Source organism: Prochlorococcus sp. MIT 1318 (genome assembly GCF_047304505.1).
GTDB lineage: Bacteria > Cyanobacteriota > Cyanobacteriia > PCC-6307 > Cyanobiaceae > Prochlorococcus > Prochlorococcus marinus_D.
The window spans coordinates 1,332,995-1,351,016 of record NZ_CP138958.1; the positions used below are offsets into that span (position 1 = coordinate 1,332,995).

16 protein-coding genes are annotated in these 18,022 nt (G+C 51.3%); 7 read left to right on the top strand and 9 right to left on the bottom strand.

What is annotated here, in order from left to right; translation table 11 throughout:
• From fabZ to SIB66_RS06675, 5 genes are all read right to left on the bottom strand, one after another.
• Positions 1–456 (bottom strand): 3-hydroxyacyl-ACP dehydratase FabZ, encoded by a 456-nt coding sequence (gene fabZ / locus SIB66_RS06655; protein WP_197459805.1) that lies wholly within the window; start codon positions 454–456, stop codon positions 1–3.
• The gene (gene lpxC / locus SIB66_RS06660; protein WP_063406405.1) at positions 453–1,310 is read right to left on the bottom strand and encodes a UDP-3-O-acyl-N-acetylglucosamine deacetylase; all 858 of its coding nucleotides are present in this window, start codon (positions 1,308–1,310) and stop codon (positions 453–455) included. Before lpxC ends, fabZ begins: the two co-directional genes overlap by 4 nt.
• On the bottom strand, positions 1,310–3,598 hold the full coding sequence (locus tag SIB66_RS06665) for a BamA/TamA family outer membrane protein (RefSeq protein ID WP_063406406.1): 2,289 nt from the start codon (positions 3,596–3,598) through the stop codon (positions 1,310–1,312). Before SIB66_RS06665 ends, lpxC begins: the two co-directional genes overlap by 1 nt.
• A 69-nt stretch (positions 3,599–3,667) precedes the next feature.
• On the bottom strand, positions 3,668–4,396 hold the full coding sequence (gene purC, locus SIB66_RS06670) for a phosphoribosylaminoimidazolesuccinocarboxamide synthase (protein ID WP_063406407.1): 729 nt from the start codon (positions 4,394–4,396) through the stop codon (positions 3,668–3,670).
• A complete protein-coding gene (locus tag SIB66_RS06675) occupies positions 4,393–5,391 on the bottom strand; it encodes a hypothetical protein (RefSeq protein ID WP_063421579.1) in 999 nt (332 codons plus the stop codon). Before SIB66_RS06675 ends, purC begins: the two co-directional genes overlap by 4 nt.
• 101 nt (positions 5,392–5,492) lie before the next feature.
• On the opposite strand from SIB66_RS06675, the gene purD reads away from it, so the two are divergent.
• Both purD and SIB66_RS06685 read left to right on the top strand, forming a co-directional pair.
• Positions 5,493–6,809 (top strand): phosphoribosylamine--glycine ligase, encoded by a 1,317-nt coding sequence (gene purD, locus SIB66_RS06680; RefSeq protein ID WP_063406409.1) that lies wholly within the window; start codon positions 5,493–5,495, stop codon positions 6,807–6,809.
• A gap of 24 nt (positions 6,810–6,833) precedes the next feature.
• Positions 6,834–8,891 (top strand): ATP-binding protein, encoded by a 2,058-nt coding sequence (locus SIB66_RS06685; protein ID WP_063406410.1) that lies wholly within the window; start codon positions 6,834–6,836, stop codon positions 8,889–8,891.
• Between the two features lie 56 nt (positions 8,892–8,947).
• Here the strand turns inward: SIB66_RS06685 and kaiC are convergent, their stop codons facing one another.
• From kaiC to SIB66_RS06700, 3 genes are all read right to left on the bottom strand, one after another.
• Positions 8,948–10,447: a circadian clock protein KaiC gene (kaiC, locus tag SIB66_RS06690; RefSeq protein ID WP_063406411.1), complete on the bottom strand. Its 1,500-nt coding sequence runs from the start codon at positions 10,445–10,447 to the stop codon at positions 8,948–8,950.
• Between the two features lie 66 nt (positions 10,448–10,513).
• Positions 10,514–10,885, bottom strand: coding sequence for a circadian clock protein KaiB (kaiB, locus tag SIB66_RS06695; protein WP_063396291.1), 372 nt, complete (start codon positions 10,883–10,885; stop codon positions 10,514–10,516).
• Positions 10,882–11,082 (bottom strand): hypothetical protein, encoded by a 201-nt coding sequence (locus SIB66_RS06700; RefSeq protein ID WP_063406412.1) that lies wholly within the window; start codon positions 11,080–11,082, stop codon positions 10,882–10,884. Before SIB66_RS06700 ends, kaiB begins: the two co-directional genes overlap by 4 nt.
• Between SIB66_RS06700 and SIB66_RS06705 the strand changes: the two genes are divergently transcribed.
• From SIB66_RS06705 to SIB66_RS06725, 5 genes are all read left to right on the top strand, one after another.
• The gene (locus tag SIB66_RS06705) at positions 11,035–11,433 is read left to right on the top strand and encodes a hypothetical protein (RefSeq protein WP_236070257.1); all 399 of its coding nucleotides are present in this window, start codon (positions 11,035–11,037) and stop codon (positions 11,431–11,433) included. The two genes, SIB66_RS06700 and SIB66_RS06705, sit on opposite strands and share 48 nt — an antisense overlap.
• Before the next feature lie 118 nt (positions 11,434–11,551).
• Positions 11,552–11,953 (top strand): 50S ribosomal protein L21, encoded by a 402-nt coding sequence (gene rplU / locus SIB66_RS06710; RefSeq protein WP_063406414.1) that lies wholly within the window; start codon positions 11,552–11,554, stop codon positions 11,951–11,953.
• 42 nt (positions 11,954–11,995) lie between these two features.
• Positions 11,996–12,262 (top strand): 50S ribosomal protein L27, encoded by a 267-nt coding sequence (gene rpmA / locus SIB66_RS06715; RefSeq protein ID WP_011825214.1) that lies wholly within the window; start codon positions 11,996–11,998, stop codon positions 12,260–12,262.
• 63 nt (positions 12,263–12,325) lie between these two features.
• Complete coding sequence (truB, locus tag SIB66_RS06720; protein ID WP_063421577.1) at positions 12,326–13,303, top strand: tRNA pseudouridine(55) synthase TruB; 978 nt, start codon at positions 12,326–12,328, stop codon at positions 13,301–13,303.
• A 71-nt stretch (positions 13,304–13,374) separates the two neighbouring features.
• Positions 13,375–14,118, top strand: coding sequence for a YebC/PmpR family DNA-binding transcriptional regulator (locus tag SIB66_RS06725; RefSeq protein ID WP_063406416.1), 744 nt, complete (start codon positions 13,375–13,377; stop codon positions 14,116–14,118).
• A 141-nt stretch (positions 14,119–14,259) separates the two neighbouring features.
• Here SIB66_RS06725 and SIB66_RS06730 read toward each other — a convergent pair whose 3' ends face one another.
• A complete protein-coding gene (locus SIB66_RS06730; protein ID WP_063421575.1) occupies positions 14,260–17,970 on the bottom strand; it encodes an autotransporter domain-containing protein in 3,711 nt (1,236 codons plus the stop codon).
• Positions 17,971–18,022: the final 52 nt, after the last annotated feature.

The window sequence follows — 18,022 nt, forward strand, 5'->3', positions numbered from 1 at the left end:
TCAGTCCACCAAGGAAAACATCAACTCACCAGAGCAAACCAGCTGGCCCTCCACCCTGGCTTCCCCCCTGACTTTGCCAAAGCGCTGCCGCTTCAAGCTAAGCAGCTCGCAGCTAATCGTGAGCTGATCTCCTGGCACCACCGGACGGCGAAAACGAACTGCATCGATACCTGCAAACACGAATAACCCCTTGGGCAGATCGGGCATCTGGGCCACGATCAAACCACCCACCTGGGCCATCGCCTCAACAATCAAGACTCCAGGCATCAAAGGACGGCCAGGGAAATGACCCTGGAACTGAGGTTCATTGAGGGTCACATTTTTGATCGCAACAGCCCGCTGGCCAGGTTCATGGAGCACAACACGATCAACCAGAGCAAACGGATAACGATGAGGCAGCAGCCCCATGATCTGCTCACTTGTCAACACAGCAGTATTAGGAGAGGGATCGGTCAAGAGACAGTCACAGGACAGACGGCAAGGAGAGCATTCGCCAGATCGTTATGGAGTCCATGGGACCCCCGATAGACGAGAACCTGAGCCTGAGGGAATCCCACAAGTGCAAGGTCTCCGATCAAGTCCAAGAGCTTATGGCGCACTGGTTCATCAGCAAATCGCAGTGGAGGATTCAACCAGTGATCACCATCACAAACCAAGGCATTGTCGAGGGCACCCCCCTGGATGAGGCCCGCCGCCAAGAGCTGATCCACCTGTTCGCGAAACCCAAATGTTCTCGCCGGAGCAATCTGTTCAGTAAACCCCTCTGGAGTGAGCTCAATCGCCAGCATCTGATGACCAATAGCAGCTTGTGGGAAATCAATCACACCAACAACATTGAAGCGCTCGGCAGGTGTAGCTGTGATCACACTGCTACCGCGATGACACACCAAAGCACGCTCAAGCACGAGAGGATCGGCACGAGGGGTTGCAGCAGGAGTAAGGCCCACCTCTGCTATCGCCTCCACCCAGCCCAGAGCTGAACCATCAAGAAGCGGTATTTCCTCACCACCAACCTGGATCTCCACATGGGTCAAGCCACAGCCAGCCAAGGCCGCCAGTAGATGTTCCACCGTGCCTAAATGGCGTTCGCCCAGTTCCAAAGTGGTGCAAAGCTGACTATCGCGAACCTGATGTGGCCCCAAAGTGACTGGTGGGTCGCTGTTGTCCAGCCAGGAGACATGGAAGCCAACTTGCGCCGAAGGCTGTAAACGCACTTCGGCGACCTCCCCACCATGAAGACCAATCCCTCGTCTTGAGACAGCTCCGGCTAGGGTCCAAGCACGGTCATAACTGGTAGGCCAAAAAGCCACTAGAACTTCCAGCCAACCCCGAGATTAAAGCGCCACTCATCCGTGAAATCCTGTGTTGCCACCTCAAGGCGCAATGGCCCTACTGGAGTGGTAACAATCAGACCAGAACCGATCGAAAAACCAGAACCAGGCTTGTCGAGAAGTTTGCCTGGTTTACCAGGAACATTCTCTTGGGAACCTAAATCAGTACCGCCATCAACGAAAACCTCACCAGAGACGATATTCCAAATCGGGAATCGATATTCAATCGTCGCTTCAACAAAGCTTCGTCCTACAGATAAATCACAATCACTCCAACCTCTTACGGAATTAGATCCACCAAGACAGAAAGCTTCATAAGGAGGTAAATCGCCTAAAACCGTGCCTGCCTTAACCTGAAAAGCAAGGGCCTGAGGACAATTTTCCGGTTCCCCTGGCTTAGGACGGCAGCCCTTGGCAAGTTTCAACCAATTAACTGGAATGAAATGTGTATAGCTAGTCCGAAGACGGTTAAAGGTCGGTGAATGCTCCCCAACAGATACAAATTGCTCAGTGCCGAAACTAAAGAAGTTGCCAGAAGTTGGATTGCGAGGGTCATTCAAATTATTATAAGTAGCCGCGACCCTTACACCAAGAAGATTGTTTTCATCTGCACAGTCAAACGCGATACAAATCACATCATCATCAGGCACACGGCCATTCTTAATGTCATCATTTGCGACGCCATAAGGACGGCTATCGCCTGAGAAGTTGATCGGTCGAACCTTTTGAATGTTCAAACCAGCCAAGACATTCCATGGCGCCTTCTTATAAGGGTCGCCTCCATTTAGAGGCCTTGCAAAAATTATATTGCCACCAATTCTTTGCAACGCAACAGAGTTGCCCTCATAGTCAAACCAGCTGTACTGTGGATATTCATTCTCAGCCTTTGACACGGAATTAAACTTGCTGTCAGCAGGGTTGTCATCCTTATTAATTTGATAAGCGTAGCTTGAATTGCCATCATAGTAATCTTCAACAGTGCGAATATTGCCATTATTTTGGCTCTGAAAAACTTGAGGCACCTCACGACTTAGGAATAAAGAGGTGCGGAATGACGTTCGGTGAGGGTCACCCTTGATCCATGGATCGGTAAATGTAATGCTTCCCAAGCCTCCATACTGACCGTAAGTAATGTTCAATGCCATATTCCAGGCACGACCAAAAAGATTGCTGTCCTGAAGTTGTATCTGGCCAAAGACACCCTGACTCTGGCTATAACCCAGCCCACCTGACAACGAACCGGTGGACTGCTCAACAATGCCAAGAATGATTGTCACATTGCCAGGTTCACCAGCAACCGGTTTCAAGGTGACTTTGACATCACTGAAAAGAGATGTGCCATAGAGACGCTTAATATCAGCCTCAAGCTGATTTCGATTAAAAGCTTCGCCAGGCTTGATTGATATCTCTCGTGTAATCACCCAGGGCTTGGTCTTGCCATTAATTGGCTCACCCTTCTCATCGGTGGAATCACCTTCCTTATTGAGGAACTGCACTTCCACCCCTGCCACCGTGCCCTGGATCACCTTGAGCTGCACCACTCCCTCTGGAGAAACGCGCGTGGGCCCGGTGACTCGAGCCAGGGAATAGCCCTCATTTGCGTACCACTGCTGCAACTCCTTCATACGAGCCTGCAGTTCATTGAGATTGAGAGTCCTGCCGTAGTCGGGGCTGAATGTTTCCTCAATCACAGATTCAGAAAGCTCAACATCAGGTGGATCAAGTTCCACTTTGGTGAGCAATGGATTGGGCTGCACCTGCACCACGAGCTGAACCCCTAAAGGGCCGTCACTCGGCTCAATGCGCACATCAGAAAACCAGCCCGTGGCGTAAATCGCATCGAGATCACGTTTGAGCTCATTTCGAGTCACACGACTACCGGGACGCACAACCATGGCGTCATAAGCGGCGAGTTCTACACGCTCTTGCTCCGGATGGCCTGCAATCCCTTCGATGATCACCTCGGTGATCAAGACACGAGGCTCCTCAGGCAGCTGTTCAGATGCGTTGAGAGGCAGCTCTTGCTGCTCAGCAGGGGTAACCTGAATCTGCTCGACCTCCAGGCTTTCCTCGACGACGCCTTCAGGAGTGGCCACCTCCTCCACCTGCACATCATCGGCAACCAAGATCTCCGTAGCTGGGGGCTGAGTGTCCTGCTCGGGTGTCTGAGCACGCGCAGGAGCAGCAAGAAGCGGCAAGGTCAGAACCAGGCCAAATGCACCTCGCCGCAAGGCATCCGAGGGTCCGCTAGATAGGAAGCTGGCCATAGGTGATAAGAATCCGGCTACAAAGCCGCCAAATGTGCGCTGACATTACCTGCAGTTGAAGGGATTAGCTCATACCCCTTGGACCCGTTTGAGGATCTCCCCGTAGGCTTCAATCACTCCACCAAGGTCCTGGCGGAAGCGATCCTTATCCAGGATGCGGGCCTGGGGGTCGCTATTTCGATGGTCCCAAAGCCTGCAGGTATCAGGACTGATTTCATCCGCCACCAGCAGAGTGCCTGCACTGTTGAGTCCAAGTTCGAGCTTGAAGTCCACCAACAACAGATCCAAGCTCTCAAAAAATGACAGCAACAGCTGATTCACCCGACGGGCCAACTGTTCGATCTCTAAACGCTGCTGCGAACTGATCAATCCAAGCAGCTGCAGCCTTGATTCGCTCAGCAAGGGATCTCCCAAATTGTCGTCCTTGTAGTAGAGGTCCAACAAAGCGGGCGAAAGCTCAGTACCAGCCGCAATCGGCGTTTGTTGACAAAGCGATCCAGTCGCCACGTTGCGAATCACAACCTCTAGGGGAATCACATCAACATGCTGAACAAGCATCCAGGTTTCGGCGGCCAGGCCGAGGTAGTGGGTGGGCACACCCTCGCGCTCAAGCATCTCGAACAGTCGTGCCGAGATCTGACAGTTCAGTCGCCCCTTGCCCTCGAGTGCAGCCCGTTTGAGTGCATTAAACGCCGTGGCGTCATTCTTGAACTCCACCAACACACGATCAGGCTGATCCGCAGCGAAGACCCTTTTGGCCTTGCCCTCATAGAGCAGAGGGCCGTGATCTGGCGTCATTTGAATTCTGATGGAACTGAAACAGGAGGCGCACTTTGATGCGCTTCAACAGCAGCATGGCCGCCAGGCTGACGCGGCGAGCGCAGCTCTTGCTCTAGCAGAGTTGCAGCATCCTGCTGATCTAGATCCCCCCGAACCAACTCCCACAGGGTGTAGCGGTCATCGAGGCGATTAGCGAGACGCTCTAGACGTTGTCGGGGCTTTAAGCCGTCACCACCCGCTGCTAAATCGAACTTCAATTGCAATCGCAGCAAGTCTTCTGCCAGCCCCCAAGCTTGATCTGCAGCCGCCTGGTCAAGAGCTGATTCCAACAGTGTTGAGTGCTGATCGTTGCCTAGACCTTGAAGCAACTCAGCGGCCAGAGCAAGACGGCGGGCCCCCAATGCGCCACGCTCACGGCCAGCCAACAGCACCATGACAGCCTCAGCCGAACGATCCAGGGAAAGCTCATGTTCCACCAAGAGATCAAGAGCAGCGCGAGTCAGAGGGAGGCCATCGTCTCCATAGCCAACGGTGAGCTGCTCAAAATTCAAGGACGTGAGATCGCCATTTGCCAGGCGTCGCAGAGCAAGGGCCGCCTGAGCATGATCCAAAGATGCGTTGGCCGCCTGCCAGGAGAGCAGCAACCAAGCGCGACGCTGACTGCCTGGCGCTGGGCTGATACGACTGAGCACCGTCTGCGTGCTAGCTGGAGCCTTGCAGACCATCAGTGCTTCAGCATTGGCAATCACAACCTCAAAGGGTTGAGGTGCAGGAGCAATGTCAATCAGGCGATTACGAAGTTCCTGCAGACGCAAGTTGAAGCCAAACAGGGCTGCGTCCGCACAAGCTGTTTTGAGCTCTGGTATCGCCCCATCAAGCAACACTTGCCGATAGACCAGTTCAGCCATGGGCTCCCTAGCGGGAGCACGGGGGCCAGGCGCAGAATTAAGAGGCGCAGCCTGATTAACGGCAGCCAGCAGCAGCACAGTCAGCGGCAGCGAATGAATCCCCATGGAGTTGAGTCGTTCAACAAAGATGGAAGAGGGCAACGGATTCCTCTGACGAGATCCGACCTGCTCAAACCTAGGGGTCTTCCCCGTCCCTGCTTGTTCCTATGGCCATGTCCAGCACCCGTCCCCATCCCTTTCCCCCTTTGGAACGGCTGCTTGTGGTTGGCAGTGGTGGGCGTGAAAATGCCCTTGCATGGGCACTACGACGCTGTTCCGGCATAGAAGACGTCTGGGTCACACCAGGGAATGGGGGCACAAAAGAGCATCAGGGCTGTGGTTGCCTGGCGATCGCAGAAACCGACGTCAATGGCCTGATTGATGCCTGCCAGTCGCTTCAGATCGATCTAGTGGTGGTAGGACCGGAAGCTCCACTGGCCGCTGGCGTGGCTGACGGACTGCGCGAGGCCGGGCTAGCTGTTTTTGGGCCAGGGGCTGAGGGTGCCCAGCTGGAAGCCAGCAAAGCCTGGTCCAAAACCCTGATGGCTGAAGCCGGCGTGCCAACGGCAAAACACTGGACAGTGAGCACAGCAGCAGAAGCTCTGAGCGTGCTGAATCAAGTGCAACAACCCTTGGTTGTTAAGGCCGATGGTTTAGCAGCAGGCAAAGGGGTCTGCGTGGCCGACAGTATTGAAACAACTGCTGAAGCAATCCAGGAGGTCTTCAGCGGCCGATTCGGAGCTGCCGGTTGCCAATTGGTGCTTGAAGAGCGACTAGAGGGGCCAGAAGTATCCGTCTTCGCACTCTGCGATGGCGAGCACTTGTTATTGCTGCCCCCTGCTCAGGATCACAAACGTCTAGAGGACGGCGACAGAGGCCCTAACACCGGGGGCATGGGGGCTTATGCCCCGGCTCCCCTGCTTGATGCAGCAGGACTCGACCTTGTGCGCAGGGTTGTCCTTGAGCCAACCCTGGCGACCCTGAAGCAGCGAGGCATCGACTATCGAGGTGTCATCTATGCCGGATTGATGCTCACCCCCTCTGGGCCGCAGGTGATTGAATTCAACTGTCGCTTCGGCGATCCCGAATGCCAGACCCTCATGCCACTGATGGGTCCAGAGCTGGCAAAAGTTCTGCAGGCTTGTGCACTTGGTTGCCTCGATCAAGCACCAGAGCTATTGATCGAGGACTGCTGCAGTGCATGTGTCGTGGCAGCAGCAGCGGGCTACCCCAATGCACCCCGCAAGGGTGACCGCCTCAACATTCAGCTGCAGCCAGGCCCATCCCTACAGCTTTTCCATGCTGGCACCCGCTGCACTGAAGAGGGAGATCAACTGACCAATGGCGGCAGAGTGTTGGCGGTTGTGGCTCAAGCAAACGATTTTGATCAGGCCTTCTCAAACGCCTACCAAGGTCTTGATCAGGTGTATTTCGAAGGGATCACTTACCGCCGGGACATCGGTCACCAAGTGCGCCAGTCCTAGGGTGAAGAGACGCTGAATGGGTTGATGGCCAGCAGTACTTCGCAAGCCATCGCAGAGTGGGCTCCCCCAGGAGATGGCCAACCCCCACCAGAGCCACCCGGCTGGGGGGAACGCATCTATCTCTGGTGGGCAGAATTCAGCCTGCAAACCAAGTTGTTGGCAATCGCCACACTGGTGGTAAGCCTGCTGATGACAGGCGTCACCTTCTTCGTCCTCAACGGCATCCAAAGGGATGCAGGGATGAATGACACGCGTTACGCCAGGGATCTAGGACTCCTCCTTTCCGGAAACGTCACTGAACTTGTCGCCCAAGGACGTGACAGGGAACTGGCAACTGTTGCCGAACAATTCTGGCGCTCGCGCAGCCTTCGTTACATCTTCTTCGCCGACCCAGATGGCTTGATCTATCTGGGAATCCCCATTAGTGCTTCCCCTGTCAGCGGTGATAACGATCTGCAACTCAACCATCGCTTGGAACTGCCAGCCGAGCTGCCATCACGACCAGAAAACGCACTGATTCGCCAGCACCTCACCCCTCAAGGTCAACTCACCGATGTCTTCGTTCCACTGGTGTGGAAAGGTGATTATTTGGGGACACTGGCTCTGGGGGTCAACCCCAACGACACAGCTCTTGCCAGCGCGGCTCTCACGCGACAGGTGACGATTGCCGTCTTCATCTCCATCTGGGTGCTTGTAATTCTCGGCGCCGTTTTCAATGCTCTAACGATCACGCAGCCTGTGAAGGAGCTGCTGCGTGGTGTAAGGGCCATTGCTTCCGGCAATTTCGAAGCTCGAATCGCTCTACCGATGGGAGGAGAACTGGGAGAACTCCTGAATGGCTTCAACGCCATGGCCTCCCAACTGGAGGCCTATGACGCCGCCAATATTGAAGAGCTCACTGCCGCCCAAGTGAAGCAGCAATCGCTGATTGCCACGATGGCCGATGGCGCTTTACTGCTCGATGAAGTTGGAAAAATCGTGCTGGCCAACCCAACAGCACGGCGGCTATTTCGCTGGGAAGGTCGAAATCTTGAGGGCCAGGAACTGCTCAATGAGTTACCAGAGATCATCGCAAACGAACTGCATGACCCACTTCAATCTCTGCTGCGCAATATCGGTGAAAGTAACGATCTGCGTTGCAGTCTTGAAGAACCATCACGCACACTTCGCATCGTGTTGCAGTCAGTACGTGATCAAAGCGGTGAAACCCTTAAAGGCATCGCAATCACAGTGCAGGACCTCACAAGAGAAGTGGAGCTCAATGCAGCCCAAAGCCGCTTCATTAGCAACGTTTCACATGAACTTAGAACACCACTGTTCAATATCAAAAGCTATGTAGAAACACTGCATGATCTCGGTGATCAACTCAGCGAAGAAGAAAAGAAAGAATTCTTAGGTGTTGCTAATTCCGAAACCGATAGGCTGGCTCGACTCGTTAATGATGTACTTGACCTTTCGCGATTGGAATCCGGACGGACCGTGCAGTTCGAGCCCATGGATCTTCGCCCTGCCATCGAGCAAACCCTACGCAACTATCGGCTTAATGCAGATGACAAGCAGATTCATATTGAGTTCAATACAGATGATGAGCTACCAACAATCCTGGGAAATTGGGATCTATTACTCCAAGTGCTCGACAATTTAGTCGGCAATGGGCTCAAGTTTAGTCGTGCTGGTGGAAGCCTGATGGTGCGAGCCTACACATGGCCTGATAGCTGCAAAATGTCTCCAATCGAGAGCAGCAAATCAGCACCACATTGCGAATTTTTCTCACCACTCCCCAAGCTCCGCGTAGAAGTTTCGGACACAGGCCATGGCATCAATCAGGATGACCAACAACATATTTTTGACCGCTTCTATCGTGTGGAAAATGCCGTGCATACAGAAGCCGGCACCGGTCTTGGACTATCAATCGTGCGCGGCATCATCGAAAAGCATGGCGGCCAAATACGAATGGCCAGTGAGGTTGAGCTTGGCACAACCTTTTGGTTTGATCTACCTCTTGAGCAAACAGATGCCGACGAGCTTATCGTGCAATCAGTACGAACAACTCGGCAACAAGAACAAGGTTTAGAACTCTAATTTAGCCAATAAACTGAATCAAACATTGGCTTTAAGGCCCTTACATCGAAGGAACATTAAGCGCGTTCGTCGTCAGCAATACGATGAGGAGCACCACTGAAGATCCGTTCGAAGTTAGAGAATGAGTCTTTAATCTGTGGGCCATTATCAGTAATAACATACTCACGAATTCTCTTGTCGTGCCATGAGCCACGCATCTTGAATACATTCACAGCTCTGGCCATCTCGCCGCGGATCTCCACATACTGAAGCAGCAGAATAGTATCTGTGATTGTGGAGATATGGGAGTCGGTAATCGAATGACTTCCCATAAACTCTTCAGCGGTATTGGTAAAGAATCCCGCTATTTCCTCCTGCTTTGCATAGCCTGTTACTCCAATCACAAACTGCCTAAAGGCGTTGAGGCTCACGCCACGTGCAAGGGCCGAAAGTGAATCAATCGCCATCCTCGATGGCTTGAATTGTCCAATCTCCGTTTTAATAATCTCCAGATGATCTTCCAGACCAGTCGACTCTGGATAAGCACAAATAATCTTCAACAGGCCTTCACTTTCCATCTCTTCAAAATCAATCCCCCAACTGGTGGCATTACGCAGAAGTTGGGCTCGCGACTCCTCATAGGCAAACAAAACCGCGCGTTCCTTATTTCGGAAAGCATCCTCAATAAACTTCGACACCAAAAGGGTTTTACCAGTGCCCGTTGCACCAGTAACAAGAATGATCGAATCCTTGAAGAAACCTCCGCCACACATCTCATCAAGATGAGGAACACCAGAACTAATCCGCACGTTGGAGGAACGCTGCGTAAGCCGCATTGCGCCTAAAGGAAAGACGCTGACGCCTTGGGTGCCCATGGTGAATGGGAACTCACCCTTCATGTGAGTTGTGCCACGTAACTTGAGAATCTCAACGGTACGTCGACGCTTCTCAGTCTCAAGAACATTGCGTAGGATGACGACGTTGTCGGAGACAAACTCCTCTACCCCATAGCGTGCAATTGGGCCATATTCATCAATCCGTTCTGTGGTCATTACGGTGGTAACGCCAATCACCTTAAGACGTGCAATCAAGCGAAAGATTTCCCTACGCACTACAGAAATTGCGTCGTACTGTTGGAAAACGGCTGTCATTGAATCGATTGCCACCCGTTTCGCTTTATATTTAACAATGGCATAATTAATCCTTTCAATTAACCCTGAAAGGTCAAAGCTGCCTGCAACATCCTGACCATCAGGATCGGGTGAAGCATCGAGTATGAATAATTTATCCTGCTCCACCATCTCTTGAAGATTCCAACCAAAGCTGACGGAATTTCGCAAAATATCTGATGGAGACTCTTCAAAGGTCACGAAGATTCCAGGCTCATCGAACTGGCTAATTCCGTTGTGTAAAAAATGAAGTGAAAAAACTGTCTTGCCTGTACCCGACGTGCCACTGATCAGCGTGCTACGCCCCGTCGGCAAGCCGCCATGACAGATGTCATCAAAACCTTCGATCCCAGTAGGCAGCTTCTGCACCTGCATCTGGGAGGAGCCACCGGCACTAAAAGACTGCATAGCTAGGACGTTCTACTCAAACGCTAGAGAGAATTAGCTCTGGAACAAAGCGCTGCACCGCGAGCCTTAAGAATCTGGCGACGCAATGTCATCGTCTGCCAACGTATCGAGCTCCGCTGAGCCGAGCATCTCCTCAGGAATCTCGTCATAGATCTCGTCATAGAGGAGGTCAAGACCAATCAAAACCCGTTCGCGATCTGAGAGGTCACCAATGATTCTGCGCACCGGTGGCGGCAGGATCTTGGCCAAGGTTGGTGTCGCCAGAATTTTGTCTTCCTCTGCAAGCTGAGGATTCTTGAGCACATCGATCACCTTGAGCGCATACACGCCACGGAACTCATTCTCGAGGATGTCGCGCAGAGTTTTAAGCGCCCGCATCGAATTAGGGGTATTCCCTGCTACGTACAACTTGAGGATGTAGGTTTTTCTTGGGCTCATAATTGCATCTCAGAAGCATCTTCTAAATCGAAACTGATTGATATCAACAAAAGGGGTACTTCTGCGGAAAGCGAGTGTTGAAGCATCACCCAAAGGTGTTTTGCTAGATCGAGCAATGCGAACAGAACGTCCGGCGATGACTCTCTCTCATGCAACTCAAGTCTGAACTGTTGCCAGAAAGCGTCAATGAGATCCATATGTATCTCCACAACCTAGGTGATCGATCAAACAACAAACAATGCCGATCAACTCGCGATCTAGGGCCAGGGGAACAGCGCAAGAATCTCGAAAATCACTCATGCATCGATCTCTGCATCAACGAAAACCTCTCCTCAAGACAACTGAGGCTGCAACAAGCTGATCAGAGACTCTCTAGGCCTGCGAGCACAACATCCTCAGGCAGAGCAGGGCTGGCAAAACACCAATCACAGCAAACATCAAAGAATGCTGGTGTGTTGCGCCGCAAGAGAAGCAATGATCAAAGTCGGCTTCGCTCCGAGGTTTTGACGCTCAGGGATCAGCGTTCAATCTTGACTAAAGGCGCCTAAACGCGGGAAGATCTTTGTTTGACTCTCGATTGCGAGTCAGGCCAAATCGGTCAAAGTGGTGCGGCGCTTATCAGCCCAGCTCTGCAGATTCCGAGCCTGAACGCGTCTTAAAGCACCCATGGCCGAGAAACCCGCTGCAAAGCCAAAAGCCGCTGCAGCCAAAGCTGAAGCTAAAGACCTAAGTGATTCATACGCCATCGTTGAGGCCTCTGGCCAGCAGTTTTGGTTGCAACCCAACCGTTACTACGACCTAGACCGTCTGCAAGCGGCTGTTGATGACACCGTCACCCTTGAGAAGGTACTGCTGATCAAGGATGGCAAGAATGACGCCACAGTTGGCCAGCCTTACGTGAAGGGCGCCAGCGTGGAACTGAAGGTGATGGACCACCGCCGTGGCCCCAAGATCATCGTCTACAAAATGCGCCCCAAGAAGAAGACAAGACGCAAAAATGGACACCGCCAAGAACTCACGCGAGTGATGGTTCAATCCATTTCAATAGACGGCAAAGCACTCAGCTAACCACCCCCTCCATACACTGCTCTCAATCCCGCTTAAATCACCATGGCTCATAAGAAAGGCACAGGCTCCACACGCAACGGCCGCGATTCAAATTCCAAGCGTCTTGGCGTGAAGGCCTATGGCGGCGAAACCGTTACAGCAGGGTCGATCCTGATTCGCCAACGCGGCACCTCAGTGTTGCCAGGGGTGAACGTTGGCCAGGGAAAAGACGACACCCTCTTCGCTCTAACCGATGGTGTGGTGACCTTCGAAAGCATTCGCCGCAGCCTGCGCAACCGCAAGCGCATCAGTGTGGTTGCCTCCAGCTGAGCAATCTCAGCCTTTGCAGACAATGCGGGCAGCAGCAGTCACAAACTGAACGCTTCTGATCAGGTGACTGTGCCCTTCGGCTTTGTGGTGATCGACAAGCCTGCTGGCCTCACCTCCCACGACTGTGTGAGCCGAATGCGGCGCGTGTTTGGCATCAAGCGCGTGGGCCACGGCGGCACGCTTGATCCTGCCGTAACAGGAGTTTTGCCCATCGCCATAGGGCATGCCACCAGGCTGCTGCCCTATCTACCCGGCGCCAAGAGCTATCGCGGCAGCATCCAACTGGGCCAACGCACCAGTAGCGACGATCAACAAGGGGATCTGATCTCCAAGCAAGCCTGGCCCGAATTGAACACAGCAGAGATCGAGGCCTATCTCGAGCCGTTTCGCGGCAGGATTCAGCAACGGCCACCGCAAGTTTCAGCCGTGCATGTGCAAGGGGAACGCGCTCATGCACGTGCCCGCAGGGGAGAAACGATGGAGATTCCAGCGCGAACGATCACGATTGATCGCTTGCAGCTACTCAACTGGAACCAACAACTGGGCCAAATCGACTTCAACGTGCATTGCTCATCAGGCACATACATTCGCTCTCTCGCACGAGATCTAGGCGAATTAATTGGCTGCGGCGCTTGTCTGGGGTGGTTAAAGCGAACCCAGGCACTGGGGTTTCACGAGCAACAAGCCGTACCACTACCCGATCGAGACAATCTAGCCCTAACGACTCCGCCTGCTGTGTTACCTCCACTCACGGCCCTTGCACACCTACCAAGACTGCAACTCAACGAAGAGGAACAGGAGAGCTGGAGCTGCGGGCGCCGCATTACCGCCCATCAAGATCAATGCCAACCAGCACCCAAACCTCTGGCCTCTGATCAGCAAGAATCTGATCCAAACCAAACTGCTCCAAACCAAACCGATCCAAGTAAAAACAAGCCCATGCTCGTGGTAATCGACTGCAGAGGCGAAGTCGCCGGAATGGCCTACTGGGAAGACAACGCAACAGTGAAGCCAAAAGTTGTGTTCAACGCACGGGGATGATTCCAACACTGTCGTTCAACCCGAACGCCACTAGCGTTGATGGTCAAGCCATAACCTAATCAGCCTCCGCCATGGCCGGCCATAGCAAATGGTCTCAAATCAAACGCAGCAAAGCGGTGGTGGATGCCAAGCGAGGAGCTGTGTTCACCCGTCTGGCACGCGAGATCAGTGTGGCAGCAAGAAGCGGCGGAGACCCAAACGGTAATTTTCAACTGCGCACCGCAATCAACAAAGCCAAAGCCGCAAGAATGCCTGCGGCCAATATTGAGCGCGCGATTGCAAAAGGCTCCGGCCACGACCAAAACGGCGCATGCCAATTGGAAGCCATCCGTTATGAAGGCTACGGACCCGGTGGCGTCGCGGTACTGATCGAAGCGCTCACCGACAACCGCAATCGCACGGCCGCAGACCTACGCCTCACCTTCAATAAACACAGCGGCAAGCTCGGCGAAAGCGGCTGCGTGGCCTACTTGTTTGAGCAACGCAGCGAAGTGTATTTGAGTGCGCAGTCTGCCCAAGATGGGGGCAAGGTTTCAGAAGATGCACTACTGGAAAGCCTGCTGGAACTTGAGGCTGATGGCTATCAATTGATCGACGATGGCGCTGTGGTCTATGGCCCGTTTCAAGCTTTAGAAGTCCTGCAGGCTGGCCTCAAGGATCAAGGCTGGATTGTTGAGGGATGGGAACACTGCTGGCGACCACTCACCACGATCAGCCAAGCAGATAAAAAAAGCGAAGACCAATGCCTGCAATTGCTGGATGCACTTGATGAACTCGACGATGTGCATCACATCAGCTCAAACCTGGAGAGCTAGCAAGACAAAATGTCGAGATGACTGAGGCATCAGCAACGCCATCAAGACTGTAAAAGAAAACCATGGGATAGGACGACTAAAAAACCGCTGAGGTCGTGATTACGACACCAGCGGTTTCAGTTGAAAGCTGAAGCGTGATGCTTAGAACTGGAAGGTGACACCACCAGAGGCACGCCAATCGGTTCCGCGGTTTGCATCCCAGAACTCAAGGCCTCCACGACCATACACCTTGAATGAAGTTGTTCCGAAATTATTGATCGTGTAATCCACTCCAGCTTCGACAAGCAGGCCGTTCTGGCTTTCGTGATTCGATTCAACTGACACTGTGTCATCAGTGAATGTGTAGCCGATCTTCTGGGCTGCGTTGTTTTGATCCCAATCCCTCAACCAGGCAACCTTAAGACTGGGAACCACCAATCCCTGATCACCAGACTTCAGTGGATAAGCCAGCTTCACACCAAGATCTGTTTGAAAATAGTTGGTGGTGCGGCTGTGATACTTAAGATTAAGCCTGGAATGAGATGAAGATTCAGAGAAGGAGTTCTCGTCGTTACGCGTCCAAACGGCACTGAACTGAGGCTCAAGCAGAACGCTACCAAGATCAAATGGAGCTCCTAAGCGAACTGCACCCACATAAGAGGTGGAACTCTTATCTCCAGTTGATGTTGATGAACCCCAGCCATCAGCAATGGCAACAATGTCACGCTTCTGATCACCAGAGAAACCGGTGCCGCCCAGTAGTCCCTGAATATAGAAGTTATCCGCCCACCAATCGGCGGTAATGCCACCACCCCAACCCGATGGATTCCAGGATCCACCGCCAGTGTCGGATGAATTTTGAGAGAGGTTGATCTGGCCATAATTGGCATATGCACCAAGTTGGATGTTCTTAGCAATCGAAACATCCACTCCAACAACCCCTCCGCCATGACTGATGTCATAACCGTTGTAAATAGTGCTGCTCTTAGAGAATGATGAGCTGCCGCCAAAACCACGGAACCAAGCACGCATGCCATCGCGTTCGGAATAATCGGTGGTGAGTGAATCACGATCGACATAATCAATGCCATCGATGGTGATCACGGTTTCGCCATCAACAGATGCGCTCTCAGATCCAGAAGCCTGCGCAACAGTGATCTTGCTGGCTTCCTGTTCGAGGTAATCAAGCGCTTGCTGTTCATCGACAGCTGCGCTCTTCATCCACAAGCCACGCACTGGTTCTGCTTGTTGCGGTTGCATCTCCTCAACAGACTCTTCCTCTACAAAAGGCGACTGTTCAATCGGTTGCTCAACCCCCTGGAACTGACGCAATGGCAGGCGTTCAAAAACTGTATCAACCAGCAGATTGTTGTAAGTGGCCATTGATTGACCAGGGCCATCCACATTGCGTGGTATCAATCCAGAAACAACAAGGCGAGCTAGCTGGCCATAGTCAATTAATGGCAGAGCAACATCATCATCTGAATCATTGATTGGCAGAAGAATCTCGTCAACAATATTTCCAGCTATATCTTCATCTTCATCCGCTGCATCATCATCATCAGGGTGATCGGCAATGATGTCACAGAGATCCTCGTCACCGTCGCAACCTGGCAACAGCTCATCGATTGATCCGCCGCCTGAATTGCCTGGGTCTAACGGGTCTGTTATTTCATCTTTAGTCTTATCCTCTACTACCAGCAAAAGCGATCCTTTCTCGAGATAGACATCTCTCAAAGCAGGTTCTGTAAGTTCATTCTCCTTGCCTAGGCCAGTGAAGGAAGCAGATTCTTGCTCTCCATATCTAAGAATAGTGTTGCTAGCAAGTTTGCTGATCTCAGTTTCACTTCCTACAACATCAATAATGTTAAATGTGCCAGTAGGGTTGGTTATTTTCTCCGCGCTAATCACTAAAGAGCCAGTCTCATAAATAAAGCTACCTGCCACCTTGATAGGGGCAGGGTATGAAGCCCCGTCGTGGTCATGGATATCAGTCTGAATCGTACCGCCTTTAAGCGTTAGATTTTTAAATGTGGCCGGGATATCATCAGTTGCCTGCATCACACCGCCTCGAACAACAAACTGCGGGATGTGGCTAAAATCCTTGTCATAATTCCACGTGCCACCTTCCTGAACAGCCTTCTCAAAATTAATATAATGACTGCCATCAATCGTTCCCTTTCCACCATCCGCACCAAACCTAACAACATCAATATCTCCAAGATCACTACCACCATCGATTGTCACAGTACCGTCATCTTTTCTTGCATTAATTGGAGAGTCAACATAAATGACATCATTGCCTGAGCCAAGTGAAATAGAGTCCACATTTAATGTTCCTTTGTTTTTAAGAACATCATCCCCATTGCCCATGGCAATCTTTTTGGAAGTAATCGTTCCAGCTTTATAGTTAATCAAAGTATCAGCGCCACCAGCCATTTGAATATTTTCTACAGTAGTAATCTCTCCATAGTTTTTAATTTCATCTGCGCCACCTCGCATTTTAATGTTTGTGACTATAATCGTTCCAGCATTAGTATTAGAAAGAGTATCGTTAGCAGCCCCGAGATCAATATCAGAAGCAGATAACGTAGATCCCGCATTAGTAATGCTATCGACTCCTGAACCGCCAGAGAGGTTGCCAGTGAGCGTAATCGTAGAGCCACCCTTATTTGTCAACATATTACTGCCATCCCCCATTGCAATGCTGTCTGCGGTAATCGTGCCAGTATTAGTAATACTATCGGCTCCTGGACTGCCAGAAAGTGTTCCAGCCAGTGTAATCGTAGCGGAGCTATAATTTATCAACGTATTTACCACCGTATTAGTATCGTTGTCTGCGCTCATAGCAATACCGCCAGCATTAATCGTTCCATAATTAACCAATTCATCATCATTCATGCCTAAATAAATATTGCCTTCCAGGCCTATGTCTCCATCCTCATCATTAGTAAAGGTATCATTTTGAGCCCCCATGTAAATCGTTTTACCAGTAATCTTTCCAGAGTTCGTAAATATATCTTTCTGATTACCCATTTGGATGCTGTTTGCTGCAATCGTAGAATTTTCATTGTTGGTTAGCCTATCATTTCCATCGCCCATTTTTATAGTGCCATTGCCATCAATTATTGAGCCGTTGTGATTATAAATTTTGTCATTTCCAGCGCCCATTGCTATATCACCAGTAATTGTTGAACCTTTTTTGTTCAATGTACTGTCATCTCCATCGCCCATGTCTATATTGCCTTTAATTATTGAGCCGTCGTAATTATCCAACTCATCATTTCCATCGCCCATATCTATATTGCCAGTAATTGTTGAGCCAGCGTAATTGGCCAGGCTATTCTTTCCATCGCCCATTGTTATATCGCCAGCAATTGTCGCGCCGGCATTGGTTAGAGTATCTATAGTTCCAGGGCCCATATTTACATTGCCAGTAATTGTTCCATTATTTGTTATAATATCATTTCCATCTGCCAGAAATATATCACCATTAATTGTTCCATTATTTGTTATGATATCATCATTGCCATAGAGACTAATGGTGCCACCAGTATCAATAATAAGAAATTGGCCACTATTCACCGTAACACTATCTTTAAATTCAGTACCTAGGAAGCCATTGTAACTTTGAATCTTCTTGTATTGAATATCTTTCTTCACAGTCACGTCGCATGGCTTAAACGTAACAATGCCTGCGATGGCGCAAGGATTGCTTTCGCTAGCACCTAAAGCTAATTCTGCTACCTCTTCGTCTTCATTAGTGGCAAAATCTGCTGTACCGACCTGAGCTCGACTGGCATCAAAAGCAATCGATGGTGTAGCAGCCGCCAAAAACACAGCGACTGAAATCGGCAGAGATTTACTACGCATCACTGCAGTTCAAGTAAAATTTTATACCTAAATGACACTACTTCTTTTTCTA

Coding starts and splice junctions, on each gene's coding strand:
- rplU (WP_063406414.1), top strand. CDS start 11,552: ATGGCCGAGAAACCCGCTGCAAAGCCAAAAGCCGCTGCAGCCAAAGCT.
- kaiC (WP_063406411.1), bottom strand. CDS start 10,447: ATGCAGTCTTTTAGTGCCGGTGGCTCCTCCCAGATGCAGGTGCAGAAG.
- SIB66_RS06730 (WP_063421575.1), bottom strand. CDS start 17,970: ATGCGTAGTAAATCTCTGCCGATTTCAGTCGCTGTGTTTTTGGCGGCT.
- SIB66_RS06665 (WP_063406406.1), bottom strand. CDS start 3,598: ATGGCCAGCTTCCTATCTAGCGGACCCTCGGATGCCTTGCGGCGAGGT.
- purD (WP_063406409.1), top strand. CDS start 5,493: ATGGCCATGTCCAGCACCCGTCCCCATCCCTTTCCCCCTTTGGAACGG.
- purC (WP_063406407.1), bottom strand. CDS start 4,396: ATGACGCCAGATCACGGCCCTCTGCTCTATGAGGGCAAGGCCAAAAGG.
- kaiB (WP_063396291.1), bottom strand. CDS start 10,885: ATGAGCCCAAGAAAAACCTACATCCTCAAGTTGTACGTAGCAGGGAAT.
- SIB66_RS06700 (WP_063406412.1), bottom strand. CDS start 11,082: ATGGATCTCATTGACGCTTTCTGGCAACAGTTCAGACTTGAGTTGCAT.
- rpmA (WP_011825214.1), top strand. CDS start 11,996: ATGGCTCATAAGAAAGGCACAGGCTCCACACGCAACGGCCGCGATTCA.
- SIB66_RS06685 (WP_063406410.1), top strand. CDS start 6,834: ATGGCCAGCAGTACTTCGCAAGCCATCGCAGAGTGGGCTCCCCCAGGA.
- SIB66_RS06725 (WP_063406416.1), top strand. CDS start 13,375: ATGGCCGGCCATAGCAAATGGTCTCAAATCAAACGCAGCAAAGCGGTG.
- SIB66_RS06675 (WP_063421579.1), bottom strand. CDS start 5,391: ATGGGGATTCATTCGCTGCCGCTGACTGTGCTGCTGCTGGCTGCCGTT.
- SIB66_RS06705 (WP_236070257.1), top strand. CDS start 11,035: ATGCAACTCAAGTCTGAACTGTTGCCAGAAAGCGTCAATGAGATCCAT.